Raw genomic sequence first — 24738 nt, forward strand, 5'->3', positions numbered from 1 at the left:
CGACCAGCCGCAACGCAGCCGCACCCGCCCACGCACCTCACCCGGCAACCACTCCGGACATCCCGCTCTCCAACAAGCGCCCCCCATCCCAGACCACCCCGACCTGCCGGTAATACGCGGCGATCGGCTCCCGGATCTCCAGCCGCGCCAGCTCCTCCGTAGGCGCCTCGAACAACTCCAACTCCGCGTCCCCCACCCACGCCTGACCGCCCTCGAAGGACGCCGCACCCGACTCGATCAACTCGTCCAAAGCCAGGCCCTTGCCCTTCTCGATCGACGGCAGCCACCGGTGATGAGCCATCGGATGCCCGTTGACGAACCCGTTCGTCGCGGACGGCTCCCGCAGCGTCACCACCGCCTGCGCCAACCGCCGGTCCGCCGCCGCCAGCGTCGCCCCGAACCGCGCCCCCGCCTCGATCCGCGGAGCGGGCCCGTAGGGATGCGGCCGCGTCTGGTGGATCGACCCGAGCTTCTTCGGGTACCCCTGGTGCAGCCCACGGGCGATCGCGAAGTCCTTGTCGACCCAGATGTAGACGCACCGCGAGTACGTCTGCCCCCGGTACGTGCAGCGGACGACCGCGAACGCCTCCTTGTACTGCGAGAGCACCGGATCCAGCAGTTCCTCCCCCGACGCCGAGCAGGACTGCCAGTCGGCCCAGATCAGCGCGACCGCACCGGGATCCTCGTCGGCCAACTCCAACGGCTCAGGCAGCAGTTCACGCACCCACGCGGGATCCGTCCGGTACTCGACGGTCAGCAGATCGCCGGAGTACCGCCACGGCGGCGAGGGAATCAGCGACGAGGCACCGCTCGCCGTCTTCGGATGGAAGTAACCACGGAGACTGGCCACTTGGGGCTCCTTAAACAGTGAGGGCGGGCTGCCGGAGCAGCTCGGCACGGTAACGGGCGGCGGACGCGGCGACGGCCTGCCCGCCGAGCGCGACGACACCGACGAGTCGGCCGTCGCGGTGGTAGCCGACGAGAACGTCCCCACCCGGATCGCCGTCGAGGATCCGGACGTCGTCCTTGCCGAGCACCGGTGCGCCGAAGGACTGGAGCCGGAAGTCGTGCTGGTCGCTCCAGAAGGTGGGCAGCGGCGCGAACGGCGCCAACTCCTCCTGGCCTCCGGAGAGATGACGGACGAGGACCTTCGCCGCGTGCTTGGCGGTGTCGGTCGGGATCGACCAGTGCTCGACCCGGCGCGGTACGCCGTCGTAGCGGGCGTTGGGGAACCGGGCCACGTCACCGACCGCCACGACCTCCGGCCGGCCACCGACCCGCAGCAGCTCGTCGGTCAGCACGCCGTCGCGCAGATCGAGCCCGTTGCCGTCGAGCCACTCGGTGTTGGCGACCGACCCGACCGACTCGACGACCACGTCCGCGGGCAGCACGGAGCCGTCGCCCAGCACCACGCCGGTGACCCTCCCCCGGCTACCGCTGGGAGGTGCCCCCACGTCGCCGGCGAACCCGGCCACCCCGGTCCCCAGCGCGAAGCGCACCCCGCGGTCCTCGTGCCGCTGCTGCAGGGAACGTCCCAGCAGTTCCCCGAGCGGGCCGACCATCGGCAGCGGCAGCGGATCGACGACCGTCACCTCGGCGACGCCCAGGCCCACCGCGGTCGCGGCGACCTCGCAGCCGATGAATCCCGCGCCGACCACGACGACCCGGGCGCCGGGCCGGGTCAGCGCCTCGCGCAGGCCCTGGGCGTCGTCGAGGGTGCGGACGGTGTGCCGGCCGGCGGAGGGGCCGGGGCAGGCCAGCCGCCGGGGGCGCATGCCGGTGGCGACGACCAGGCCGTCGTACGCGAGCGCACCGCCGTCGTCGAGCCGTACCGTCCGCTCGTCGAGGTCGGCGGAGACGACCTTCCTGCCGAGCCGCCACTCGACGTCCGACACGCTCGCGCGCGGCCGGAAGGCGAGGGAGTCGAAGGGGGCCTTGCCGGCCAGGACCTCCTTGGACAGGGGCGGCCGGTTGTAGGGCATGTGCGGTTCGTCGCCGACGAGGGTGATCGCACCGGTCCAGCCCGCCGCGCGCAGCTGTTCGGCGGCGCGCAGGCCGGCCATGGAGGCGCCGGCCACGACGATGCGCGCGTCCACGGTCAGGCCTCGATCCGGATGGCCTGGAGCGGGCAGACGTCGGCCGCTTCCTCGACCTCGTCGCGCAGTGCGTCGTCCGGGTCGGACACGTAGGCCAAGTGGCCGTCGTCGTCCATCGAGAAGACGTCGGGGGCCGCGAAGACGCACTGGCCGTGGTCCTGGCACTTGTTCATGTCGACGACGACCTTCATGGCCGGTCCTCCTGAGGGAGCGGAAGCGAAGGGAGGGGAGGGAACGGGCCCGGCCGGCCGTGCCGACCGGGCCCTGCCAACGGGTTGCGGCGGACCGCGACCCGAACTCGTTTGGCTTCAAACAAGGTAAACAGGCGCCACCCCCTGGTCAATACCTATCCGTCTGGATAAATTCTTTCCGTCGCCCCCTTGCGGCAAGGTGCGCACCTGCCTACCGTTTGGCTTCAAACAGCAGGCCGGAGAGCCACCCTCGACCACGCGCCCCGGCTGTCACTCCCCACGCCACCCGCCTCCCGGACCCCGGATCACAGGTCCCGGAGGCGGTGCCCCGACGTCCGTCCGCCCGAGGAGACAACGGTGAGCGATCAAGACCTGTCAGAAGTCCGCCGGCACCTGGACCGGCTCACCGCGGACGGCATCGATGTCGTCCGGGTGACGTATCCCGACCTCATCGGCACCGACCGGGCCCGGGATGTGCTGGTGGAGGAGCTGCCCCGCGCCCTGGAGCACGGGCTGGCCTTCTGCCGGGCCGTCTACCACACCAGCCCGCAGGGCGACGTGGTCCCGGTCAGCGGCGGTCTGGACGCGGGCCTGCCGGACATCTCCGTACGGCCGGACCTCGGCACGCTGGTCGCCCTGCCCTGGGAGCCGGGCGTGGCCGCCTGTCTCGCCGGCGTCGTCGACCCTGCCACCGGGGCACCGGCCCCCGAGTCGCCGCGCGACCTGCTGCGGTCGGTCCTCGACCGGTGCCGGGAGCACGGGCTGAGCCCGGTCGTCGGCCCCGAGCTGGAGTACTTCCTGTGCGAGCCGGAACCGGGCGGCGGCTGGCGGCGCTACGGCGGCAACCCCGGCGTCGTCTACACGGCCGGGCTGCGCGCCGACCCCGACAACCACCTGCTGCGCACCCTGCGGCAGGTGCGCGACCTCGGGATCGGGGTGCTGAGCGGGAACCACGAGTTCGACGGCGGACAGTTCGAGATCAACCTGCTGCACTCCGAGGCCCTCTCCGCCGCCGACCGGGCGTTCCGCTTCAAGGCCGCGATCAAGGAGCTGGCCCGGCGCGAGGGCCGGCTCGCCACGTTCATGGCGAAGCCCTTCAACGACGCGGGCGGCTCGGGCTTCCATCTGCACCTCTCCTGCACCGACAGGTCGGACGCCGAGGGGCGCAACGCCTTCGACGACCCGTCCGGCGCCTACGGCCTGTCCGCCACCGCCCGGCACGCGATCGCCGGTGTTCTGGCCCACGCCCCCGCCCTGGCCGCGCTGCTCAACCCGACCGTCAACTCGTACAAACGCTTCGGCCCCGACACCCTCGCCCCCTGGCTGATCGACTGGGGTCTGGACAACCGCAGCGCGATGGTCCGCGTCCCGCCGGAGCGCGGTGCCGGGTCCCGGCTCGAACTGCGCCTCGGCGACGCGAGCGCCAACCCCTACCTGGCGATCGCCGCGACCGCGGCCGCCGCCCTGCTCGGCGTGCTGGCCGGCGAGGAGCCGCCCGCGCCGTTGGAGGGCTACGGCTACGACACCGCGAAGGCGACCGTGCTGCCGATGGACCTGTCCGCCGCGCTGGACGCCCTGGAGGCGGACACCGCGCTCACCGAACTGCTCGGCAAGGACTTCACCGACTCCTACCTCTGCTACAAGCGCAACGAGGTCGAACGCTTCCAACGGCATGTCACCGACTGGGAGTTCACCGAGTACGCCTACCACCTGTGAAGGATCACCGATGACCACAGCCACCGGCGTCGAGGCCATGCGCCTCGCCGACGTCGACCTCGCGAACCTGGACAACTTCACCGACGGGGTGACCCCCTGGCGGATGTTCCACACCCTGCGCCGCGAGGACCCGGTGCACTGGCAGCCCGAGGAGGCGCCCAACTCCGGCTTCTGGGCGGTCACCCGGCACGCCGACATCGCACGGGTCGACCGGGACGCCGAGACCTTCACCTCCACGAGGTTCGTGAACCTGGAGGAGGTCGACGAGGACCAGATCAAGAAGCGCGCCTCGATCCTGGAGCTGGACGGCGTCCGCCACCGGGCACTGCGCAGCGTGATCCAGCGGCAGTTCGGCGCCGGTGTCATCAACAGCTACACCGACTTCCTGCGCGGGCTGACGGCGAAGACCCTGGACGCGGCGCTGGCCAAGGGCACCTTCGACTTCGTGAAGGAGGTCTCCGCGGACTTCCCCATCAACGTCCTCGCCCGGCTCCTCGACGTACCGCCGGAGGACAACCAGCAGCTCATCGACTGGGGCAACCGCATCATCGGCAACACCGACCCCGACTACGCGGACGTCCTCCTGCACAGCGCGGAGAGCGAGAAGTACCGCGACCTGCCCTTCCGCTCCCCCGCCTCGCTCGAAGTCTTCGAGTACGGACGGGAGCTGGCCCGGCAGCGGCGCGGCGGCGCGGGCACGGACCTGGTCTCCAAGCTGGTCAACACCACCCCGCGCGACGGAGTCCCGCTGTCCGCACAGGACTTCGACAACTACTTCCTGCTCCTGGTGGTGGCCGGCAACGAGACCACCCGGCACACCATCACCCACTCCATGCTGGCCCTCCTCCAGCACCCCGAGCAGCTGGCCCGCCTCAAGGACGACCCGTCCCTCATCCCCACGGCGGTCGAGGAGTTCCTGCGCTGGGCGTCCCCCGTCTACCACTTCCGGCGCACGGCGACCCGCGACGTCGAACTCGGCGGCAGGAACATCAAGGAGGGCGACAAGGTCGTCATGTGGTACGCCTCGGGCAACCGTGACGAGGAGGTCTTCGGGAACCCGTACGACTTCGACGTCGCCCGCACCGACAACGACCACGTCACCTTCGGCAAGGGCAGCCCGCACCTGTGCCTGGGCAACCTGCTCGCCCGCACCGAGATCCGCATCATGTTCGAGGAACTGATCCCGCGCCTCGCCGACATCCGCCTGACCGGCGAAGTCCCGCGCGTGCGCTCCAACTTCGTCAACGGCATCAAGAAGCTGCCGGTCGAGGTCACCCTCGCCTGACGGAGGGGATCACAAGGCCCCCACCCACGCGTCCACGGTCGTGACCTCGGCCTGCATCGGGAACACCTTCTCCGTGAGCACCCGGTGCACCTCCGGGTCGAAGTCGAGGCAGCCGTCGGACAGGACGGTGAGCTCGAAGTCGAGGTCGGCGGCCTGGCGCAGGGTGGACAGCACCACCCCGCTGGTGGCGATGCCGGTGAGGACGAGATGGTCGATCCCGCCGGCCCGCAGCACCATGTCGAGGTCGCTGCCGGCGAAGGCACTGACCCGCCGCTTGGTGACCACGGTCTCGCCGGGCGCGGGCGCCACGTCCGGATGGACCTGCGTGGCACGGTCGTCACCGGCCTTGCGGGTCGCGGCGCCCACCAGCCCCCGGAACATCTTGTTGCGGGGGCTGACCTCCGGGTATCCCGGGCGGAATCCGACGACCGCATAGATCACCGGGACACCGCCCGCGCGCGCGGCCTCGATCGCCTTGCCCAGCCGTGGGAGGTAGTCGGGGTCGGGGAAGCGGTCGACGACGACCTGCTGGACATCCATGACGAGAAGGGCTTGCTGAGGCACCGGCTCTGTTCCTTCCACACGACCCCGTTAGTCATCAAGCGATTACTTGGCAACGTAGCCCCGCTCGGGGACAATGTCAACGAACGATGACTTGGTGGTGGGGCCTCGGCCCGCCGAAGGGTCCACGGTGGTGTGCACGAGAGGAGCCGCTGTGTCGTCGAAGGACACGACCGAGCGGGACACAACCGAGCAGGACGCCGACGGGCCTCGGCGCCGGGACGCCGCGGCGACGCGCCGGGCCCTGCTGCTGGCCGCCCGCACCCGGTTCACCCGGCTGGGGTACGACCGCACGACGCTGCGGGACGTGGCCGCCGACGCGGGGGTGAACCTGGCGCTGATCAAGCGGTACTTCGGCTCCAAGGAGGGCCTGTTCAAGGCGGCACTGGCCTCGACGCCGAGGTTCCTGGGGGGTGAGGCGGAGTTCCCGCACGGCCGCACCGCCCTCGCCGAGGCGCTCAGCCGTCAGCTGGCGGCCGGGGCGTGGGCGGAGTTCGGCGAGCATCCGGTGCTGATGCTGCTGCGGGACTCCGGCGACGAGCAGGTGGCCGGACTGCGCCGGCGGGCCCTGGAGGAGTTCGGCCGGCAGGTGCTGGAGGCGTCGGGTGCCCCGGCGGCGCCCGACGCCCTGCTGCGGGCGGAACTCCTGGTCGCCCTGGGGGTGGGGGTCGCCGTCGTACGGTCCGCGGTGGGCCTGCGGCCGCTCGCCGACGCGACACCCGAGGACCTGCTGGGCCCGCTCCTCGACGTCGTGGACGGCCTGCTCGGCCCGCAGCCGGACTGACCCCCGCCGGTCACTCGGGCCAGGCGGAGCCCTGGACGACCTCGACGAAGTCACCGCGCCGGAATCCCGGGACGTAGTGGGCCAGCACATCGGCCTTGACGTTGCCGAAGGTGGCACGCGGCCGTGTTCGCCCGCCGCTACCCCCGGGTGCGAGTCGAGCCGGACGCCATCCACATCCGCGACGGGCGGTACATCACCTCGGCGGGCATCAGCGCGGCATGGATCTGACCCTCGCCCTGGTGGAGGACGGCCACGGGGCCGACGTGACCCGGGACATCGCCCGCGAGCTGGTCGTCTTCCTGCAACGCCCGGGCGGGCAGTCGCAGTTCTCCACGGCCGTCACCACGCCTCCGGCCCGCACCGACCTCCTGCGCACGCTGATCGCGTCCGTGCTCGCCGACCCGACCGCCGACCACAGCCTGCCCGCCCTGGCCGCGTCCGCCGCCGTCAGCGCCCGGCATCTGACCCGGCTGTTCACCGCCGAGCCGGGCACCACGCCCGCGCGCTGGGTCGAGCGGGTCCGTCTGGACCACGCCCAGCAGCTGCTCCTGGAGGGCCACAGCGTCACCTCCGCCGCCCGGCACAGCGGCCTGGGCACCGACGAGACCCTCCGCCGCGCTTTCGCCCGCCACCTGGGCACGACCCCGTCCCACTACCGCAGGCGCTTCACCAGCACCGGCCACCAGGCATAGACGTTCGGACAGCCGGGCTGTGTTAGGCTTTTACGCGTTGCAGTTGTGGTACCCATGAACCTATGTGCGCCTGACGGGAATGTTTCTCCTTCAGGCGCATTGTTTTTCCGGCATCTCCGGATGGGGCCATTGCCTACAGAAGGAGAGACTGTCATGGCACAGGGCACTGTGAAGTGGTTCAACTCGGAAAAGGGCTTCGGCTTCATCGAGCAGGACGGCGGCGGTCCGGACGTCTTCGCCCACTACTCGAACATCGCGACCCAGGGTTTCCGTGAGCTCCAGGAGGGCCAGCGGGTCTCCTTCGACGTCACGCAGGGCCAGAAGGGCCCGCAGGCGGAGAACATCGTCCCCGCCTGATCGCCGGACGCGTATCCGCTGGCCGGGGTCCGCACCGTCATGGTGCGGACCCCGGTTTGTGCTGTTTCCAGGAAGGCAGACCACCGCATGTCCCGCAGGCCCCAGAAGTCCAACCGGCGCGCCTCGTCGCCCTCGCCGTCCCCGTCGGCGCCGAGGGAGTTCCGGCTCCCGGAAGGCACGACCCCCGCGCTTCCCCCCGTCGAGGACTTCGCCGGTCTGGACATGCCCGCCGGGCTGTTGAAGACCCTCACCGCGCAGGGCGTGACCACGCCCTTCCCCATCCAGGCCGCCACCCTGCCGAACTCGCTCGCCGGGCGCGACCTGCTCGGGCGGGGACGTACCGGCTCCGGCAAGACCCTCGCGTTCGGGCTGGCGCTGCTGGCGCGCACGGCCGGACTGCGCGCACAGCCCAAGGCGCCCCTCGCCCTGGTGCTGGTGCCCACCCGTGAGCTCGCCCAGCAGGTGACGGACGCGCTCACCCCCTACGCGACGGCGGTGAACCTCCGCCTTGCCACCGTGGTCGGCGGGCTGTCCATCACCAAGCAGGCCGCCACCCTCCGGCGCGGAGCCGAGGTGGTCGTGGCGAGCCCCGGCCGCCTCAACGACCTCGTGGAACGCGGGGACTGCGTGCTCGACGACGTCCGCATCACGGTGCTGGACGAAGCCGACCAGATGACCGACATGGGGTTCCTGCCGCAGATCACCAAGCTGATCGAGAAGGTACGGCCCGACGGGCAGCGCATGCTCTTCTCGGCCACCCTGGACCGCAACATCGACCGTCTGGTGCAGCGGTTCCTGACCGACCCCGTGGTGCACTCCGTGGACCCGTCGGCGGGCGCGGTGACCACCATGGAGCACCACGTGCTGCACGTGCAGGACGAGACCGACAAGAAGGCCGTCACCACGCGCATCGCGGCCCGTGACGGCCGGGTCATCCTCTTCCTCGACACCAAGCGGTCCGCCGACCGGCTCACCAAGCGGCTGCTGGCCGTCGGGGTCCGCGCGGCGGCCCTGCACGGAGGCCGCTCCCAGCCGCAGCGCAACCGCACCCTGGAACAGTTCAAGAACGGCCAGGTCACCGCGCTGGTGGCGACGAACGTCGCGGCCCGCGGCATACACGTCGACGACCTCGACCTGGTCGTGAACGTCGATCCGCCCGCCGACCACAAGGACTACCTCCACCGGGGCGGCCGCACGGCCCGCGCCGGCGGCTCCGGCAGTGTGGTCACGCTGGTCCTGCCCGAGCAGAAGCGGGACGTCACCCGGCTCATGTCGGACGCGGGTATCCGCCCCAGGACCGCCCGCGTCACCTCCGGCGACGCGGAACTGGCCACCATCACCGGCGCCCGCGAGCCGTCCGGTGTGGCCGTCATCATCGAGGTCCCGCAGCCGACGCCACCGGCGGAGTCCCGCCCGGCCCGCAAGAGCGGCACCGCCAAGACCGGCGGACGGCCCGCCCGCCGGCGCCGCAACGGCGGCGGTGAGGCCCAGACGCCGTCGGGCGGCGCCTCCAGGACGGGCGGTGAGGGCTCCGCCCGCCGGTCCACGGCCGGGGCGAAGGCTTCCGGCGGCACCCCGGCGACGGGCGAGCGCGGCGCCGCCCGCCGGGCCGGATCCGCCAAGGCGACGGGCGGCACCCCCGCGGCGGGCGGCCGGAGCTCCACCCGCCGGTCCACCGCGAGTACGGCCGCCCGCGCCGGCTCCGGCAACACCGCGCGGACGTCCGGCCGCCGCACGGCGACCCGCAGATCCGCGGGCGACGCCGCCTAGCGACGCTTGTCAGGGGCTCCCGGGCAGCCGGGAGCAGCCCGACAACAATCGAGCAATCAGTTGCTGCTTGACTCTTGTCACGGCTGCGGACGATTGCGTCGGCCGGGCGGGTGCGCAAGAGTATGCCGACTGTCGTACCCAGCAAGCGGGATGCTTCCAGAGGAAGGCAAGCGCGTGAGCCGGATGTCGGTGCGGGGACTCGCGGTCGTCTCGGCCACCGCGGTCACCGCGGTCGGAAGCGTGGCCGGGGTCGCCTCGGCCAGCAGCACGCAGGACAACGACGCGCAGGCGACGGCTCCCGACACCCCCCTCCTCGCGGACATACCCGTGGGCCACCAGGCCCGGGTACAGACCGCCTCCCTCACGCACCAGGCCGACACCATGGCCGTGCGGGCGGACGCGAGCGCCAGGAAGGACGCCGAGCAGGCGGCCCGGGTGGCGGCGGCCAGAACCGCCGAGGCGAGAATGGCCGATGCCAAGGAACGCGCGGAGGCCAAGGCCGCGGCCGGCGATCCCTCGGCCAGTTTCCCGGTGCGGAGCTCCTACACCGTGGCGCAGCTCAAGGCGATGGCCGCGCAGATCGTGGGCACCGGCCAGTTCCAGTGCTTCAGCAACATCGTGGACCACGAGTCCACCTGGAACTACCTGGCGGTCAACCCCTCCTCCGGCGCGTACGGCCTGGTCCAGGCCCTGCCCGGCTCCAAGATGGCCTCCGTCGCCGCCGACTGGCAGACCAACCCGGCCACCCAGATCAAGTGGGGCCTGAACTACATGAACACCACGTACGGCAGCCCCTGCCAGGCCTGGGCCTTCTGGCAGGTCCACCACGCGTACTGAGCCCGTGCTCGGAATCGCGTAGTACCCCGGTACCACGGGTGGGGCCCCGTTCAGCCCCCGGTACGACCGGTTCGGGCCGATCACGGACTTAGCGTGGCTCAGAGGCGTCAGTTGTGAGGGACGCCGAGCCCGAGAGAAAGAGCTCCGATGATCGACGCACGGCAGCTGACCAAGAGATACGGCGAGAAGACGGCCGTCGAAGGCCTGGAATTCGTCGTGAAGCCCGGTACGGTGACCGGCTTCCTGGGCCCCAACGGCGCGGGGAAGTCCACGACGATGCGCATGATCGTCGGCCTGGACGCCCCCACGAGCGGTTCCGTCACGGTGAACGGCCGGCGCTATGCCCGGCACCGGGCCCCGCTGCAGGAGGTCGGTGCCCTGCTGGAGGCCAAGTCGATCCATCCGGGCCGTTCGGCCTACCACCACCTCAGGGCGCTGGCGCTCACCCACGGCATTCCGCGCCGCCGGGTCGAGGAGGTCATCGAGCTCGCCGGGCTGGGCAGTGTGGCGAAGAAGCGGGCCGGTGCCTTCTCGCTCGGCATGGGCCAGCGGCTCGGGATCGCCGCGGCCCTGCTGGGCGACCCGCAGACCGTGATGCTGGACGAGCCCGTCAACGGGCTGGACCCCGAGGGCGTGCTCTGGATCCGCAACCTGCTGACCTCGCTCGCCGAGGAAGGGCGCACGGTGTTCGTGTCGTCGCACCTGATGAGCGAGATGGCGCTGGTGGCGGACCATCTGATCGTCGTCGGCCGGGGCCGGCTGCTCGCCGACACGACCGTGGGCGACCTGGTGCGCGAGGCGGGCGGTGACACCGTGCACGTGGCCACGCAGGAACCGGCGCGGCTGCGGGACGTCCTGGCCGGTCCGGAGGTCGGGATCGAGGGGCGCATCGGTTCGGAGGAGCTTCAGGTGACCGGGCTGAGCGCGCGGGAGATCGGGCTGAAGGCGGCCGAGCACGGGATCGCCCTGTTCCAGCTGAGCACCCGCCAGATGTCGCTGGAGCAGGCCTTCATGGACCTGACCAAGGATGCCGTGGAGTACCACGGCGCCACGACCGCGACCGAGACCGCCGAGAGCGCCGAGCCTGTCGGGAGCACCGCATGAGCACCCTCACCGCCACCGCCCCCGACGCGCCGGTCGCCGCGGCCGCCCGCCCCGCCTACCGGGTGACCGGCCGGCGGGTGCTGGCCTCGGAGTGGGCCAAGCTCTGGACCCTGCGGTCCACCTGGATCACCCTCGGACTGGGGCTGCTGTTCCTGGTCGCGTTCGGGCTGATCGCGTCGAGCCGGTACAAGTCCGGCATCGGCTCCGCCCACATGGACCCGGACTTCGCCCGCTCGACCGCCGTGAGCCTGTCGTTGTTCGGTACGAACTTCGCGCAGCTGGCGTTGGGCGTCCTCGGCGTGCTGGTCACGGCCGGCGAGTACTCGACCGGGATGATCCGCTCCACCCTGGCGGCGGTGCCGCGCCGGCTGCCGGTGCTGTGGTCCAAGGCCACCGTGTTCGGCCTGGTCGCCCTGGCCGTCTCCACGGTCGGTGTGTTCGTCGCCTTCTTCTTCGGCAGCCGGATCGTCTCCGGCACGCCCGCGGCGATGGACTTCTCGCACGCCGGGGTCGTACGGAGCCTGCTGGGCGCCGGTCTCTACCTCGGCCTGGTCGGCGTGATCGGCACCGCGCTCGGCGCGCTGCTGCGGTCGGTGGCCGGCGGCATCTCGGTACTGGTCGCCACGCTGATGCTGATCCCCGGGCTGATCTCCTTGCTGCCCAGCTCCTGGCGGGACGACATCAGCCCCTATCTGCCCAGCAACGCGGGCGAGTCGATGTTCGCCCTGACCCACGACACCACCAGTCTGTCCCCCGGTGCCGGTCTGCTGGTCTTCCTCGGCTGGACCGCGCTCGCCCTCGCCGGGGCGGCCTACCGGCTGCTGCGCAGCGACGTGTGACGCCCTGCATGATGAGCGGGTGATCCCCGTGCCCCCTGTGATCTCCGAGGTCATCGCGCCCACCCGTCCCGTCGAGGATCTCGGCGGGATGGGGCCGCTGGTCGCCCGGTTCTCCCGGGCCGGCCAGCGGCTGCGCAAGGCCGACCGGGCGCACCCCTGGGTGCTGGACACCGCGGTGGTGGTCCTGGTCGTCCTGTTGTTCTGCCTCCCCGACGTGCTGCACGCGCGCGGCGGTGGCCGGGACGGCGACGAGCCGCGCCACTTCCGGCTGGTGTTCACCCAGCTGCCGGTCGCGGGGATGCTCGCGTTCCAGGCCGGACTCGTGCTTCCCCTGCTGTGGCGGCGGCGCCGTCCCGCGGTCGCCTTCGGGGCGGTCGCGGCCGTGTACGTGCTCCAGTGGTCGCTGGGGGCGGCGCTGCGCGCGGACGTTGCCCTGTTCATCGCCCTGTACAGCCTCGTCCTGCACGGGCGGCTACGACAGCTGCCCTGGGCCTGCGTGGTCATGCTGGGCGCCATGGCGCTGGTCGCGGTGCGGGCATCGGTCGCGGTGACCATCGGGGACGCGCTGTTCTTCCTGCTCAGTGCGGCGACCGCGGCCCTCGCGCTCGGCCTGGTGGTCCGCATCCGGCGGGCCCAGCTCGCGGGGCTGCGGGACCGGGCGGCCCGCCTGGAGATAGAACGCGACCAGCGCAGCCGACTCGCCACCGCGGCCGAACGGGCCCGGGTGGCCCGCGAGATGCACGACATCGTCGGCCACAACCTGGCCGTCATCATCACCCTGGCCGACGCCGGGGCCTACGCCACCGCCGTCACTCCGGAACGCGGCCGGGAAGCCCTCCACCTGATCGGTGACACCGGCCGCCAGGCCCTCGGCGAGCTGAGACGCGTGCTCGGCGTCCTGCGGGAGGCCTCGGACGGCCCGCGTGACGAACCGGAACTCAGCCCGCAGCCCGGCCTCACCGACATCGGCACGCTCTGCGAGGGCGTGCGCACCGCGGGCATGGAGGTCGCCTACCGGACCGCCGGCGACGTCGACTCCCTCGACAGCGGCGTCCAGCTCACGATCTACCGCATCGTCCAGGAAGCCCTGACGAACACGCTCAAGCACGCCGGCGCCGACACCCGCGTGACCCTCACGATCGTCGTGAAGGAGACGCGGCTGACCGTCACCGTCCAGGACACCGGTCCGGCCGGTACGTCCCGGCGGGACGGCCCGGCGAACGAGGAAGGACACGGTCTGATGGGAATGCGCGAACGGGCCGCTCTCTACGGCGGGAGCCTCAGCGCCGGCCCCGCCGGCGGCGGATGGACCATCGAGGCCGTCCTCGACCTCACGCCCCAGGACGGTGGTGCCCGATGACGACCGTCCTCATCGTCGACGACCAGCCCCTGCAGCGGTACGCGTTCCACCTGCTCCTCGACTCGGTCCCCGAGACGGACGTCGTCGGCGAGGCCGCCCACGGCACGGAGGCCGTCCGCAAAACCGCCGAACTCCGCCCCGACGTCGTCCTCATGGACGTCCGCATGCCCGGCATGGACGGCATCGAGGCCACCCGCCGCATCACCGCCGCGGGCGACCGCTCCCGCGTCCTCGTGCTGACCACCTTCGACCTCGACGAGTACGTGCACGCCGCCCTGCGCGCCGGGGCCAGCGGCTTCCTCCTCAAGGACGCCCGCCCCGACGAACTCCTCGCCGGTATCCGCGCCGTCGCCGGCGGCGACGCCGTGATCGCGCCTGCCCTGACCCGCCGTCTCCTGCACGAGTTCGCCCATCTCGTGCCACCCCCCGCGGGCGACCCCGCCGAAAGCCCCGGCCTGAGCTCCCTCACCGAACGCGAGCGCGAGATCCTCGTCGCCATCGGCAAGGGCTGGAACAACGGCGAGATCGCCGCGCACTTCGTCCTTTCCGAGTCGCCGGTGAAGACACACGTCGGCCGTGTACTCGCCAAGATCGGCGCCCGCGACCGCATCCAGGCCGTGATCTTCGCCTACGACCACGGCCTGGCCCGCCCCCACGCGGACTGAGCGGCTTCAACGGGTGTCAGCCGAGGACCGGGCTCGTGAGGTCGAGCGCCATCCGGTTTCCCCAGTCGTTGGTGAAGACGGCGCTCGTGCCCTCGTAGCGCACTCCGACGAACGGGTTGGAGTGGAACATCACGGCGACCCACCTCAACGAGCGGTCGGCGTCGAGACGGGCCAGGTGGCCGATGTTGCCCATCCCGCCGCCACCCCCGCCGGTCACCCACCCCGATCCGTCCGGCAGCGGGCTCTCGAAGTAGGTGTCGACCCCGTCGACGCCGTGCTCCTCGATGGCCCGGGCCACATCGAAGGGTCCGCCGACGCGGAAGGGGACCGGCTGCCCGGCATCCGGGTGGTACGCGCCCGGACCCTCGACATGCCACTCCAGGCCCGTGTCGTCCGGCCGGTACAGGCCGTCCCGAGACGGCATCTCCCCCGCCTCCCAGAGCCTTTCGACCATTCCCATGGGCGGAACCGATCGTCTAGGGGTGGCCGTGACCGGTACAGCAGGGACCCGGCTCATGCCCGTGATCGGCCGCCGGTGGCATGCCCACGATGTCGGCGTGCGCCGCGCACTGCGCCCGCTGCGCGCTGTCCAGCATCCGGTCGCTGTCGGATGCGGCATTGGCCAGGCTCGCGCAGCACAGGGCCAGCAGCAGGCCGCCCAGCACCAGGGGGAGGCTCCTGCGGGCGGGCGGTGGGGCCAGCAGGGCCCGCACCCGCTGCGGCACCGCTCCGCCGGTCACCGCGAGTGCGGCGGGGCGGGGTGACCCGGCGGACGCGAGAGCGGCGCGGCCGACGGCGTGGGCGACGATACGGCGGTCGCCGACCCGCTGTGCGGCTTCCTCGTCGGCCCAGCGTTCGAGGACGAAACCACCGGCGACGGCCATGCGCCGCAGCAGGGGGTTCAGTGCGGCCGTGAGCCGCCACAGGCTCTGGAAGACATGGTGACGGCCGCGCAGATGCGCCCGCTCATGGGCCAGCAGGGCCTCCCGCTCACGGTCGCCGAGGCAGCGCAGCATGCCCCGGGAGACCACGATCCGGCCCGGGGCCCCGGGCAGCGCGAAGGCCGCCGGGACCGCATCGTCGATCACGGCCAGCTCCAGGTCTCCGTCCAGTCGCGCGCACTCCGCCCGCGCCCAGGCCAGGTGCCGGATCTGCCGTACGGCGGCCACGCCCAGCGCGACGACACCCGTGGCCAGCATCAGCGCGCTGCCGGCCGCGACGACGAAGTACACCGGGTCCTCGGCCCGCAGTGCCGTCACCGACCAGCGGCCCTCCTCGGCCACTTCGGGAATCAGCGCCACTCCGGAGAAGGCCAGCAGGGCCAGCGACCCCGTCCAGCCGACGGCCGTGACCAGCGCGGCACAGGCCAGCGCCCAGGCGGCCGGGCGCGGGGGCAGCCTGCGCGCCACGCCGGGCGCGAGGACCGCGAGCGCGACGCTCACGAGGAGCGGAACGTAGACGCTGATCCGCACCGGCTCACCGCTTCCCGTGGCCGCGCTTGTTCTCGGGCTCGTCGTGCCCGGACAGCAGCTGCTGCAGCACGTTCTCGTCCTGCGCGGACAGTTCCGAGACGAAGCGGGCCAGCACCGCCTCGCGGTCGGAGCCGCCCTCCAGCAGGGTGTGCATCCGCCGGGCGGTGTGGGACGCCTCGTCCCGGGTCGGTTCGTAGGCGTAGCCGCGGCCCTCCCGGTGCCGGACGAGCAGGCCCTTGTCGTACAGCCGGGACAGGATGGTCAGGACGGTGGTGTAGGCCAGATCGCCCGGCAGCCGTTCGCGGACCTCGCGTGCGGTCTGCGGGCCGTCCGCGGCCCAGAGCGCGGCGAGGACATCGCCCTCCAGTTCGCCGCGTGCCCGCCTGCCGGATGCTTCCTGGGCTTCGTCGCCGCCTCGGTCCGCCACCGTCCGCCTTCCTTCGCCGTCGTCGCGCCCAGCGTACCCGGACGTCTCCTACGGACCGTAGGAGACGAGTTCCGGGCCGGGAACCATGCCTCAGGCCGCGGTCCGCGTGGTCTGCCGTGGCCGACCCCCCCTACAATCAAGTTGAAGACTTCTTCAATTGGTTAGTTGCCACAGTCCCTGACTCCCATCCACCGACCGGAGGTTCCCGTGAACGAGGTCGCCGAGGCGCTGCTGGCCCGGGTGCGCGCGGCGCGTGCCGCTCTGGCGGCCGCCCTGAGTGCCGCGGACGCGTACGCGGTGGCGGTGGCCGAGGACGAGCTGGACGACGCGATACGGCTGGCGCGGCGGCACGGGGTGGACACCGAGGCGACAGGGACGGACGAGGGGTGATCGGGATGCCGGTTCCGCTGTACGAGGCGAAGGCCGAGTTCTTCCGGATGCTCGGGCACCCGGTGCGTATCCGTGTGCTCGAGCTGCTGCAGGACGGCCCCAAGCCGGTGCGCGAGCTGCTCGCGGCGATCGAGGTCGAGCCGTCGAGCCTGTCCCAGCAGCTCGCGGTGTTGCGCCGCTCCGGCATCGTGACCGCGACCCGTACCGGTTCGACGGTGATGTACGAGCTGGCCGGGGGCGATGTGGCCGAGTTGCTCGCCGCGGCGCGGCGGATCCTGGCCAACCTGCTGACCGGCCGGCAGGGCCTCCTGGAGGAGCTGCGGGAGACGGAGGCCTCACGGTGACCGACGGCGGGTCCGGGCTGCCGCGCCGGCACGGCGGGCCGGCCCCGACGGCCGAGCAGGCGCTGCCGCCGGCGCAGCGGCACGTCTCCTCGTTCACGCCGGGTCCCGAGACGGTGCGGCGGGCCCGGGAGGCGGTGACCGACTGCCTCCCCGCGGTCGGCGTCCCGCCCGCCTCCGCGTTCGCGGACGCCGTGCTGTTCGTGACCAGCGAACTGGTCGCCAACGTACTGCGGCACGCGCCGCGTTCACCCGTGATGGAGGTGGGGATCACGGTCGCCGCCGGGCAGCTGGTCGTCAGCGTCGCGGACACCGAACCGGGACTGCCGGATCTCAGCGACGCGGGCATGGGCGCGGGGCTGCGTCTGGTGGCCGAGGTGGCGGCGGACCACGACGGCGAGGTCGGCGCGAGGCCCGCCGCGGATCACGACGGCAAGGTCGTCTTCGTGCGGTTCGGCATGCCGTCGTGAGCACGGGAACATCGGTGGACAGTTATGGACATTCCAGGAAGGAAGGGGGGAATGTCGCGGTGAGCGAACAGGTCTCCGACGGGTCGGCGGTCGAGAAGCGGAAACGGAAGGCGAAGAAGAAGGACAGGGAGTGGCAGATCGAGCGCGGTGTGATGATCCGCGCGGGCTTCTACATCTTCGGGACGCACCTCGTCGCCGGATGGGTGATGCTGCTCTTCTACCTGGGCCGAAAAGGCTGACGGCGGTCGCTAGGACGGCGGCCTGACCTCCGGCTGGGCCGCCTTCAGGTCGGCGAGCAGCTCCGCCTGCCCCGCCAGCACGCCCGACAGGATCGAGCGGGCCACCCGCAGCAGTTCCGCCAGCTCCGGGCTGGCCAGCGAGTAGTACACGTTGGACCCCTCCTTGCGGGTCCGCACCAGGTTCGCCCGCCGCAGCACGGCCAGCTGCTGCGAGAGGTGCGCCGCCTCGATGCCCACCTCGGGGAGCATCTCCGCGACCGCGTGCTCGCGCTCGCTCAGCAGTTCCAGGACCCTGATGCGGGCCGGGTGCCCGAGGGTTTTGAAGAACTCGGCCTTCAGCTGGTACAGCGGCGTACTCACCTGACCGCCCCCTCCCCCGGACCGCAGCACGGCACGACCGGCCGGGCCTCGGCGCATCGCATCCACCCACTCGTCGAGAACATGGGGCCCATCCTCACCCGCGGCACCGTCCGAGCCGAAACCACACCCGAGCAGCGGACCACCGAATCCTCCGGTGATGACCTCAGTAATTGCCGATGTTAGCAATTACTGAGGTCCGGCTACCGGTCGATGGTCAGGGTGAGGAACTTCCCTGTGCGGGTCGCAGGGCCTCTTCGCCGGAGGTCCGGGGCTTGCGGACCGGCAGGAGGCCGGCTGTCTCCAGGTGGTCGCGGGCGGCCCGGATCGCGTCGGGGGTGGTGGGGTACTCCCGGCCCTCGTGGCACAGCAGGTCGAGTGCGCCGAGGGAGTCGAGGACCCGGCGCTGGCCGGGTCGGATGCCGGAGGCCAGCACGAGGATGCCGCGGCGGTGCAGCTTGTCCACCGCGTCCTTGAGCACGAGGGCGCCGGTGGCGTCCATGGTCGACACCCGGGACATGCGCAGGATGACGACCCGGACGTCGGCGATCTCGGTGAGTTCCAGCAGGAAGCGGTGGGCGGCGGCGAAGAACAGCGGTCCGTCGATGCGGTAGGCCACGATGTGCTCGGCCAGCAGCGCGTGCTCCTCCGCGCTGTGGTCGCCCCGGTCGAGCGGCACCTGGTCGAAACGGGCCTGCTTGGCCACGGCGCGCAGCGCGAGGGCGCCCGCGACGACGAGCCCGATGATCACCGCGTACACGAGGTCCAGGGCCAGCGTCGCCACCGCGGTCAGGACGAGGATGAGGGCGTCCGAGCGGGTGGCCTTGACCATGGCCCTCAGCGAGCCGACCTCCACCATGCGGATCGCGGTGGCCAGCAGGACGCCGGCGAGGGCGGCCAGCGGGATCCGTGAGACGACGGGCGCCGCCGCGAAGACGATCACTGCGAGGACGGCGGCGTGGGCGAGGGCGGCGAGCCGGGAGTTCGCGCCGGTGCGGACGTTGACCGCGGTGCGGGCGATCGCGCCGGTGGCCGGGACCCCTCCGAACAACGGGGCGGCGATGTTTGCGAGGCCCTGGCCGAACAACTCCCGGTCGGGGTCGTGCCGTTGCCCGACCGTCATGCCGTCGGCGACCGAGGCGGACAGCAGGGACTCCAGCGCGGCGAGCGCGGCGACCGCCACGGCGGGCGCGAGGAGGGTGCCGAGCGAGCCGGGGTCGAGGAAGGAGAGCGACGGCGCGGGCAGTCCGGCCGGCAACTCGCCGATCGGCCTCGCCGCGTCCAGGTGGGCCAGCTGTGCCACGATCGTCGCCGCGACCACGGCGACGATCGAGAACGGCACGGCCGGCCGCCACCGCGCCCCCACCAGCATGACCGCGGCCACCGCGACCGCGAGTCCGGCCGCCGTCCAGTTCGGGTGCTGCGCGAACTCCTCGACGGCACGCCAGGTCACCACCAGCACGCGGTCGCCCTCGGGCTTGGGCACACCGAGCGCGTTCGGGATCTGCTGGAGGCCGATCACACAGGCGATGCCGAGGGTGAAGCCTTCGACGACCGGGGCGGGCACGTACTGCATGTACTTCCCGGCCCGCAGCACCGCCAGGCCGACGAGCATCACACCCGCCATCAGCCCGACGGTGAGTACCCCGGTCGGCCCGTACCGGCCCACGATCGGCACCAGGACGACGGTCATGGCACCGGTCGGGCCGGACGCCTGCAGGTCTGACCCGCCGAACACCGCGGCGACGGCGCCCGCGACCACGGCCGTCGCCAGCCCCGCCTCGGCGCCCAGCCCCGAGGAGACCCCGAAGCCGAGCGCGAGCGGCAGCGCGACGATCGCCACGGTGAGACCGGCGAGCAGGTTCCGGCGCGGGTCTCGCCGGGCCCCGGCGAGGTCGGCCGGACCGGGCAGCAGCGAGACGAACCGGACCCACGCCCGGCCGAATGCGGTGGTCATCGGCCTCTCGGATTCCCCTACAGGCCCACCCGGGAGGCGGACGCACAAGGCGGTGTCCACGGACACCTGCAGACACAACGAACACAGCATCTAACCAATTGCTAAGTTTTGCAATTCCTCCAAGGCGGGGGCCTTCAGGAATCTCAGGCTTGGGGACGCCCTCGATGGGTTGACGGTGAAACTCTGCAGCAGCGGCGAGGAGGTCGACCAGGACGTGTCAGCGGACCTGAGAGCCCTGTTCGAGACGTACCAGTCCGGGCTCGGCCTGACGGCGGACGACTACGGCACCATCACGGCCGACAACCTCGACGACTACCTCCTGGCGACCTACCTTGAGCCGGCCGCCACCAGCTACCTGGCGGAGCTGTCGGACGACGACCGGACCACCTGCCTGTCCTCCAACACCTTCATCACCTGGGACGGTTCGTCGGCCACGTTCTCCTGGTCCGACTACCTCGACCACGTCGGGTCCCGCGGCAAGGACGCGCCCGCCTTCGACGCCTTCGACCTGTCGGCGGGCGAGAACAACGAGTTCGGCGTCGGCACCACCGAGGCCCGGCACTTCACCGACTACAGCCTGGCCAACGACACCTCGGGCAGCGGCGGCACGTCACTCGACAGCGACCTCCCCGCCAAGCTCGAACTGATGAACCCGATGTACTTCATCGGCGACGGCAACGACGACCGGGCCAAGCACTGGTGGATCCGCACCGGCACCAAGGACACCGACACCTCGGGGACGACGTCAACGCCCTCGTGTACTGGGACGCCGCCCACGGCGCCGACGAGGACCCGGCCGACTTCATCACCTGGATCGGCGAGGTGACCGGCCACACCGGCTGACACCCCGCGGCGGGTCAGGTGATGCCGAGCTGGAACCATCCGGCCCAGCCGCCGGTCGCGTCCCACCAGGTGCTGTACACGGTTCCGTCCGTGCCGACCGCGAACAGGTCCAGGTGTTCGGTGATCCGGGTCAGTGCCGCGATCTGGCTGCCGGGCTTGGCGAGTCCGCCGGACACGTTGAACCAGCCGGCCCAGCCCGTGGTGTCGTGCCACCACGTCGAGTAGATCCGGTTGTCGGTGCCGACGACGAACAGGTCCATGTGGTTCGTGTAGCGCACCACGGCGGTGACCGGCGAACCCGCCGACGCGACACCCCCGGACACCTGGAACCAGCTCGCCCAGCCGCCGCGTGCGTCCCACCACGTCGACATGATCTTGCCGTCGGAGGCCGTGGTGAACAGGTCCAGGTGGTCACGGTGGCGGGAGACGGCTGTCACGGTGGAGTCGGGCCGGCAGCTGATGCCCGGCAGCGGGAACCACGCCGACCAGCCGGTGCGCTCGTCCCACCAGGCGCTGTAGACCCGGTTGTCCGTGCCCACCGTGAAGACGTCCAGGTGGAAGGGGTAGCGGGCCACGGCCGTGACCGTGGCGCCGTTCGCCGCGACCCCGCCGCCGATCTGGAACCAGTCGGCCGCCCAGCCGGTACGGGCGTCCCACCACGTGGACATGGTCCGGCCGTCGGACGCCGTGGTGAACAGGTCCAGATGGTCGGCGTACCGGCTGACGACGTTGACCGTCGAACCGGGACGCGCGACCAGGCTGCCGACCCGGAACCAGCCCGCCCAGCCGGTCGACCGGTCCCACCAGGTGCTCCAGATCCGGTTGTCGGTGCCGACGACGAACAGGTCGAGGTGACCGGCGTACCGTGCGACCGAGGTGATCGGAGCGCCCGTGCCGCCGGGAGAGGCGAAGCCCCCGGAGACCTGGAACCATCCGGCCCAACCGCTGCTCGCGTCCCACCAGTTGGACATGGTGCGTCCGTCCGCCGCCGCGGCGAAGACGTCGAGGTGCTCCGGGTAGCGGGCGACGACGCTGATCGGCGTGCGGTCGCGGGCCGGAAGCGTCGCGAGCGGGCCGATCCGGTTCCAGATCACCTGCCGGCACACCCGGCAGAACGGGACGCCCAACTCGCGCATCTTGCACGTGTATTCGGGCCGGTAGGCACCACAGTGGTAGTAGTGCGCGCCCTCGAAGGCGCCGACGGTCCCGGCGGGCACCGTGCTGGCCCGCGAATCGACCGTCGAGCAGTTCGGGTTGCTCATCGTGGGCAGGGCGGTGCTCGCGGCGACCGCCCAACCCCACTTCAGGGTGGTGCGGTTGGTGTTCAGCGTGACGTTCGGCTCGCCGGGCTCCCCCGCCGGGTGGTGGTCGTGCCCGGTCTCGTTGCCGCCGGCGTAGTAGGGGTACTCGTCCGCGAGCCCGTACGCGGTGTGCCCGGCCTCGTGGATGGCGATCTCCGTCGCGCCGCTCGCGAGGGAGTACGTGCCGACCGAGCCGCCGCTGCCGCCGTAGACCGTGGAGTTGACCACGACGATCGCGGCGGAGAACTCCGGTACCTGGGCCGCGGCCGTCTGGAGCACCGTCGAGCTGTTGCACACGAGCAGCCGCCTGATGCCGTTCGCGCCGAACGTCGAGTCGAAGTAGGTGCGGGCCGTCGCGCCGGTGCCGCCCGCGGCGACCGGGTCGTCGGCGCCCGAGTCGGTGGAGGTGACGTTGACCCGCCAGATGTTGATCGCCGGCCCGAGTTCGTCGTAGGGCGCGGTGGCGGTCAGTGCGTTGACGAAGTCCTTGCAGGCGGTGTCGAAGTCGGTCTGCTGCGCGGCGGTGAATCCGTCGCCCAGCAGCACGATGGTGAAGGCCCGGTTGCGCGGCGCGGATCCGAAGATCTGGGTACGGCCCTGGACCGTCCCGTCGGACGTGGTCATCCCGGCCCCCTACCGCTCGAGCCGGAAGGTGGCGAGGTCGACGTCCTCCGTCGCCCCGGGAGGCGGACTGGTCGCGCCTCCGGGAGCCAGCCGGGCGTCGGGGGCGGCCGGTGCGGCGCGGACCACGGCGACCTGGACGGCCTCGTCCGGTGCGGGAAGCAGCACGGTGAAGGCACCGCGCGCCTCCACGTCGACCCGGGTGATGGGCTGCGAGTGGTCCTCCGGAAAGACCTCCGCGCTCTCCCGGAAGGCGCCGCGCGCGGGAACGCGGGCGAGGCGCTGCCCCTTCTCGTCCCGCGTCTCCACGAAGTTGCCCGGCCGTACCTCGGGATGGGCGTCGAAGCCGCTGATGACCGCGTCGACCGGCTGCTGGGAGACGAGGGTCACCGAGTCGCCCTCGTACTCGAAGATCAGCCGCACGGCTCGGGCGGTGGGTGTCTGTTGCGGGCCTGCCATGGCGATTCCTCCCCCGGAGAGTGTGATGTCCGGAGATGTTCCCGGTCGGCGAGGGGCCCGGCAAGGCCGACGCGCACTCATGCACAGGAACTCGCATCCGAGCGCCCTGTCCCGTCTAATCGGGGCTCACACAACGGGCCTAGCGAGTCCGACGGGGGTGCGGGACGGAAGGCGGAACCGCGAGGCCGGAGTCCTTCAACAGGGTAGGGCCGGCCGATCTCGCCCGCCCGTCGGCAAGGCGGCCAGGGGGACAGCATCCCCGGCGATCCGTCAGCCGCGCACCTCCCGCGGCGCGGGCACCGCCGCGAGCGGTTCGCCGTGCCCCTTCCAGGGCCTGGCCAGGCCCACCAGCGCCAGCCCCGCCCCCACCAGCGCGATCAGCATGACGGCCGCCATCGGCAGGGAGCTGTCCTCGCCGAACACCCCCACCAGGGGTGCGGCCAGGGCCCCGAAGAGGAACTGGAAGCCGCCGAGGAGCGCGGAGGCCGCACCCGGTGCCGTGCGGCCCACCGCCTGGCCGATGCTCATCGCGCTCGGGAAGACCAGGCCGATACCGACGGCGGTCACGAACAGGGTGGCCCAGGTGCCCGCGAGGGTCTCGCCCGCGGTCGTCACCAGCAGCACCTGCGCCAGTGCGCCCAGCAGGGCGGTGCCCACCCCGGCCGAGAGCAGGGTGTTGAGGCGGACGCCTCGTCCGGCCAGGCGGGCGAAGGCCGCCCCGCCGGCCAGCATGGCGACGGCGTTGGTGGCGAAGATGAGGGAGTACGTCGTCGAGGAGACTCCGTGGAGGTTCTCGAAGACGAAGCTGGAGCCGCTGATGTAGGAGAACAGCGCCGCCGAGACGAGGGCGACGACCAGGACGTATCCCATGAAGATGCGGTCGGCGAGCAGGGTGCCCATGGCCCGGAAGCTGCTGCCGAGCCCACCGCCGTGCCGCCGCTCGGGCGGCAGCGACTCGGGCACCGCCCGCACCACGGCGAGCAGGAGCAGCACCCCGAGCACGGCCAGCACGGCGAACACCGTCCGCCAGGTGGACAGGGACAGCACGGCCCCGCCGAGCACCGGCGCGGTGACCGGCGCCACGCCGATCACCTGGGACAGCACCGCGAAGAAGCGGGGCAGTTCGGGTCCGTGGAAGCGGTCGGTCAGGACCGCCCTGGCCAGCACCATGCCCGCCGCACCGGCCACACCCTGCAGGAAGCGGGCGCCGGTCAGGGCGGCGATGCCGGGAGCGGCGGCGCAGGCGACGGAGAAGAGGACGAACCCGGCCGACCCGGCCGTCAGCAGCCGGCGCCGGCCGAGCCCGTCGCTGAGCGGGCCGATGACCAGCTGGCCGACGACGAGTCCGGCGAGGAACGCCGTCATGGTCAGCTGTACGGCCGAGCTGCTCGCCCCGAGCGCCTCCCCCAGCGCGGGGAAGCCGGGGACGTACATGTCCGTCGCGAGCGGGGCGACGGCGGTCAGCGCGCCGAGCACGGCGATGAGGGTGGTGGCCGCACGGCCCGAAGGCGCAGGTCCGGCAGTGTCGGGGACGGCGTCGGCGCGGTTGCGCGAGGATGACGGAGCTACCATGAAATAAAGGTAACCGATAGTTCACCAGCTAA

Annotated in this window: 28 protein-coding genes and 1 pseudogene; 16 read left to right on the top strand and 13 right to left on the bottom strand. The window is 71.9% G+C overall.

Going from position 1 to position 24738, the window contains the following annotated elements; translation table 11 throughout:
* Positions 1-37 precede the first annotated feature (37 nt).
* The 3 genes from ACFZDK_RS18760 to ACFZDK_RS18770 are packed head-to-tail and all read right to left on the bottom strand — an operon-like array spanning position 38 to position 2287.
* On the bottom strand, positions 38-850 hold the full coding sequence (locus tag ACFZDK_RS18760; RefSeq protein ID WP_390973744.1) for an acetoacetate decarboxylase family protein: 813 nt from the start codon (positions 848-850) through the stop codon (positions 38-40).
* Between the two features lie 10 nt (positions 851-860).
* Complete coding sequence (locus ACFZDK_RS18765; protein WP_390973746.1) at positions 861-2096, bottom strand: FAD-dependent oxidoreductase; 1236 nt, start codon at positions 2094-2096, stop codon at positions 861-863.
* Between the two features lie 2 nt (positions 2097-2098).
* Entirely contained in the window at positions 2099-2287 is a 189-nt protein-coding gene (locus tag ACFZDK_RS18770) for a 4Fe-4S domain-containing protein (protein WP_390973748.1), read from the bottom strand.
* A 357-nt stretch (positions 2288-2644) separates the two neighbouring features.
* Between ACFZDK_RS18770 and ACFZDK_RS18775 the strand changes: the two genes are divergently transcribed.
* Entirely contained in the window at positions 2645-4003 is a 1359-nt protein-coding gene (locus ACFZDK_RS18775; RefSeq protein ID WP_390973749.1) for a glutamine synthetase family protein, read from the top strand.
* 10 nt (positions 4004-4013) lie between these two features.
* Entirely contained in the window at positions 4014-5288 is a 1275-nt protein-coding gene (locus ACFZDK_RS18780; RefSeq protein WP_390973751.1) for a cytochrome P450, read from the top strand.
* A 9-nt stretch (positions 5289-5297) separates the two neighbouring features.
* On the opposite strand, the gene ACFZDK_RS18785 is transcribed toward ACFZDK_RS18780, so the two are convergent.
* Positions 5298-5852, bottom strand: a complete 555-nt coding sequence (locus ACFZDK_RS18785; RefSeq protein WP_390973752.1) for an isochorismatase family protein — start codon at positions 5850-5852, stop codon at positions 5298-5300.
* 151 nt (positions 5853-6003) lie between these two features.
* Here ACFZDK_RS18785 and ACFZDK_RS18790 point away from each other — a divergent pair, with 151 nt between their 5' ends.
* Positions 6004-6633: a TetR family transcriptional regulator gene (locus ACFZDK_RS18790; protein ID WP_390973753.1), complete on the top strand. Its 630-nt coding sequence runs from the start codon at positions 6004-6006 to the stop codon at positions 6631-6633.
* Positions 6634-6643: 10 nt separating this feature from the next.
* Here the strand turns inward: ACFZDK_RS18790 and ACFZDK_RS18795 are convergent.
* A pseudogene (locus ACFZDK_RS18795) lies at positions 6644-6757 on the bottom strand (diguanylate cyclase); the annotation flags it as partial.
* A 94-nt stretch (positions 6758-6851) separates the two neighbouring features.
* Between ACFZDK_RS18795 and ACFZDK_RS18800 the strand changes: the two are divergent.
* The 8 genes from ACFZDK_RS18800 to ACFZDK_RS18835 all read left to right on the top strand — a co-directional run bounded on the left by ACFZDK_RS18800 (position 6852) and on the right by ACFZDK_RS18835 (position 14257).
* Positions 6852-7325, top strand: a complete 474-nt coding sequence (locus ACFZDK_RS18800) for a helix-turn-helix domain-containing protein (protein ID WP_390973754.1) — start codon at positions 6852-6854, stop codon at positions 7323-7325.
* Between the two features lie 153 nt (positions 7326-7478).
* Entirely contained in the window at positions 7479-7682 is a 204-nt protein-coding gene (locus ACFZDK_RS18805; protein WP_007502648.1) for a cold-shock protein, read from the top strand.
* An 87-nt stretch (positions 7683-7769) separates the two neighbouring features.
* Positions 7770-9452: a DEAD/DEAH box helicase gene (locus tag ACFZDK_RS18810; protein WP_390973756.1), complete on the top strand. Its 1683-nt coding sequence runs from the start codon at positions 7770-7772 to the stop codon at positions 9450-9452.
* Between the two features lie 174 nt (positions 9453-9626).
* Positions 9627-10289, top strand: a complete 663-nt coding sequence (locus ACFZDK_RS18815; RefSeq protein ID WP_390973758.1) for a transglycosylase SLT domain-containing protein — start codon at positions 9627-9629, stop codon at positions 10287-10289.
* A 147-nt stretch (positions 10290-10436) separates the two neighbouring features.
* Positions 10437-11393, top strand: a complete 957-nt coding sequence (locus ACFZDK_RS18820) for an ATP-binding cassette domain-containing protein (protein ID WP_390973760.1) — start codon at positions 10437-10439, stop codon at positions 11391-11393.
* A complete protein-coding gene (locus ACFZDK_RS18825; RefSeq protein WP_390973761.1) occupies positions 11390-12232 on the top strand; it encodes an ABC transporter permease in 843 nt (280 codons plus the stop codon). Before ACFZDK_RS18820 ends, ACFZDK_RS18825 begins: the two co-directional genes overlap by 4 nt.
* An 88-nt stretch (positions 12233-12320) precedes the next feature.
* Positions 12321-13592, top strand: a complete 1272-nt coding sequence (locus ACFZDK_RS18830) for a histidine kinase (RefSeq protein WP_390974237.1) — start codon at positions 12321-12323, stop codon at positions 13590-13592.
* The gene (locus ACFZDK_RS18835; protein WP_390973763.1) at positions 13589-14257 is read left to right on the top strand and encodes a response regulator; all 669 of its coding nucleotides are present in this window, start codon (positions 13589-13591) and stop codon (positions 14255-14257) included. The genes ACFZDK_RS18830 and ACFZDK_RS18835 overlap by 4 nt, the downstream gene beginning before the upstream one ends.
* A 16-nt stretch (positions 14258-14273) precedes the next feature.
* Here the strand turns inward: ACFZDK_RS18835 and ACFZDK_RS18840 are convergent, their stop codons facing one another.
* From ACFZDK_RS18840 to ACFZDK_RS18850, 3 genes are read right to left on the bottom strand one after another with little or no spacing between them, the layout of a single operon-like run.
* Positions 14274-14681 (bottom strand): hypothetical protein, encoded by a 408-nt coding sequence (locus tag ACFZDK_RS18840; RefSeq protein WP_390973765.1) that lies wholly within the window; start codon positions 14679-14681, stop codon positions 14274-14276.
* Between the two features lie 52 nt (positions 14682-14733).
* On the bottom strand, positions 14734-15699 hold the full coding sequence (locus ACFZDK_RS18845) for a M48 family metalloprotease (protein WP_390973767.1): 966 nt from the start codon (positions 15697-15699) through the stop codon (positions 14734-14736).
* Between the two features lie 34 nt (positions 15700-15733).
* Positions 15734-16156: a BlaI/MecI/CopY family transcriptional regulator gene (locus ACFZDK_RS18850; RefSeq protein WP_390973768.1), complete on the bottom strand. Its 423-nt coding sequence runs from the start codon at positions 16154-16156 to the stop codon at positions 15734-15736.
* Between the two features lie 207 nt (positions 16157-16363).
* On the opposite strand from ACFZDK_RS18850, the gene ACFZDK_RS18855 reads away from it, so the two are divergent.
* Genes ACFZDK_RS18855 through ACFZDK_RS18870 form a run of 4 tightly spaced genes read left to right on the top strand, consistent with a single transcriptional unit; the run spans position 16364 to position 17596 of the window.
* A complete protein-coding gene (locus ACFZDK_RS18855) occupies positions 16364-16546 on the top strand; it encodes a hypothetical protein (RefSeq protein WP_390973769.1) in 183 nt (60 codons plus the stop codon).
* Between the two features lie 5 nt (positions 16547-16551).
* Positions 16552-16890: a metalloregulator ArsR/SmtB family transcription factor gene (locus ACFZDK_RS18860; protein WP_390973771.1), complete on the top strand. Its 339-nt coding sequence runs from the start codon at positions 16552-16554 to the stop codon at positions 16888-16890.
* A complete protein-coding gene (locus ACFZDK_RS18865) occupies positions 16887-17357 on the top strand; it encodes an ATP-binding protein (protein WP_390973772.1) in 471 nt (156 codons plus the stop codon). The genes ACFZDK_RS18860 and ACFZDK_RS18865 overlap by 4 nt, the downstream gene beginning before the upstream one ends.
* 59 nt (positions 17358-17416) lie before the next feature.
* Positions 17417-17596: a DUF6126 family protein gene (locus ACFZDK_RS18870; RefSeq protein ID WP_390973774.1), complete on the top strand. Its 180-nt coding sequence runs from the start codon at positions 17417-17419 to the stop codon at positions 17594-17596.
* 9 nt (positions 17597-17605) lie between these two features.
* On the opposite strand, the gene ACFZDK_RS18875 is transcribed toward ACFZDK_RS18870, so the two are convergent.
* Together ACFZDK_RS18875 and ACFZDK_RS18880 are read right to left on the bottom strand one after the other, a co-directional pair.
* Positions 17606-17956, bottom strand: a complete 351-nt coding sequence (locus ACFZDK_RS18875; protein ID WP_390973776.1) for a metalloregulator ArsR/SmtB family transcription factor — start codon at positions 17954-17956, stop codon at positions 17606-17608.
* Positions 17957-18170: 214 nt separating this feature from the next.
* Positions 18171-19910 (bottom strand): SulP family inorganic anion transporter, encoded by a 1740-nt coding sequence (locus ACFZDK_RS18880; protein WP_390973778.1) that lies wholly within the window; start codon positions 19908-19910, stop codon positions 18171-18173.
* Positions 19911-20085: 175 nt separating this feature from the next.
* Here ACFZDK_RS18880 and ACFZDK_RS18885 point away from each other — a divergent pair, with 175 nt between their 5' ends.
* A complete protein-coding gene (locus tag ACFZDK_RS18885; RefSeq protein ID WP_390973779.1) occupies positions 20086-20736 on the top strand; it encodes a hypothetical protein in 651 nt (216 codons plus the stop codon).
* Between the two features lie 31 nt (positions 20737-20767).
* Here the strand turns inward: ACFZDK_RS18885 and ACFZDK_RS18890 are convergent, their stop codons facing one another.
* From ACFZDK_RS18890 to ACFZDK_RS18900, 3 genes are all read right to left on the bottom strand, one after another.
* Positions 20768-22678: a M64 family metallopeptidase gene (locus ACFZDK_RS18890; RefSeq protein ID WP_390973780.1), complete on the bottom strand. Its 1911-nt coding sequence runs from the start codon at positions 22676-22678 to the stop codon at positions 20768-20770.
* Positions 22679-22687: 9 nt separating this feature from the next.
* On the bottom strand, positions 22688-23134 hold the full coding sequence (locus tag ACFZDK_RS18895) for a hypothetical protein (RefSeq protein ID WP_359222749.1): 447 nt from the start codon (positions 23132-23134) through the stop codon (positions 22688-22690).
* Between the two features lie 270 nt (positions 23135-23404).
* Entirely contained in the window at positions 23405-24706 is a 1302-nt protein-coding gene (locus ACFZDK_RS18900; RefSeq protein WP_390973782.1) for a Bcr/CflA family efflux MFS transporter, read from the bottom strand.
* Positions 24707-24738: the final 32 nt, after the last annotated feature.

The organism is Streptomyces sp. NPDC007901, from assembly GCF_042959465.1.
Classification (GTDB): Bacteria; Actinomycetota; Actinomycetes; order Streptomycetales; family Streptomycetaceae; genus Streptomyces.

Coding starts and splice junctions, on each gene's coding strand:
- ACFZDK_RS18835 (WP_390973763.1), top strand. CDS start 13,589: ATGACGACCGTCCTCATCGTCGACGACCAGCCCCTGCAGCGGTACGCG.
- ACFZDK_RS18840 (WP_390973765.1), bottom strand. CDS start 14,681: ATGCCGTCTCGGGACGGCCTGTACCGGCCGGACGACACGGGCCTGGAG.
- ACFZDK_RS18895 (WP_359222749.1), bottom strand. CDS start 23,134: ATGGCAGGCCCGCAACAGACACCCACCGCCCGAGCCGTGCGGCTGATC.
- ACFZDK_RS18860 (WP_390973771.1), top strand. CDS start 16,552: ATGCCGGTTCCGCTGTACGAGGCGAAGGCCGAGTTCTTCCGGATGCTC.
- ACFZDK_RS18900 (WP_390973782.1), bottom strand. CDS start 24,706: ATGGTAGCTCCGTCATCCTCGCGCAACCGCGCCGACGCCGTCCCCGAC.
- ACFZDK_RS18800 (WP_390973754.1), top strand. CDS start 6,852: ATGGATCTGACCCTCGCCCTGGTGGAGGACGGCCACGGGGCCGACGTG.
- ACFZDK_RS18890 (WP_390973780.1), bottom strand. CDS start 22,678: ATGACCACGTCCGACGGGACGGTCCAGGGCCGTACCCAGATCTTCGGA.
- ACFZDK_RS18820 (WP_390973760.1), top strand. CDS start 10,437: ATGATCGACGCACGGCAGCTGACCAAGAGATACGGCGAGAAGACGGCC.
- ACFZDK_RS18810 (WP_390973756.1), top strand. CDS start 7,770: ATGTCCCGCAGGCCCCAGAAGTCCAACCGGCGCGCCTCGTCGCCCTCG.
- ACFZDK_RS18770 (WP_390973748.1), bottom strand. CDS start 2,287: ATGAAGGTCGTCGTCGACATGAACAAGTGCCAGGACCACGGCCAGTGC.
- ACFZDK_RS18805 (WP_007502648.1), top strand. CDS start 7,479: ATGGCACAGGGCACTGTGAAGTGGTTCAACTCGGAAAAGGGCTTCGGC.
- ACFZDK_RS18825 (WP_390973761.1), top strand. CDS start 11,390: ATGAGCACCCTCACCGCCACCGCCCCCGACGCGCCGGTCGCCGCGGCC.
- ACFZDK_RS18880 (WP_390973778.1), bottom strand. CDS start 19,910: ATGACCACCGCATTCGGCCGGGCGTGGGTCCGGTTCGTCTCGCTGCTG.
- ACFZDK_RS18830 (WP_390974237.1), top strand. CDS start 12,321: ATGGGGCCGCTGGTCGCCCGGTTCTCCCGGGCCGGCCAGCGGCTGCGC.
- ACFZDK_RS18780 (WP_390973751.1), top strand. CDS start 4,014: ATGACCACAGCCACCGGCGTCGAGGCCATGCGCCTCGCCGACGTCGAC.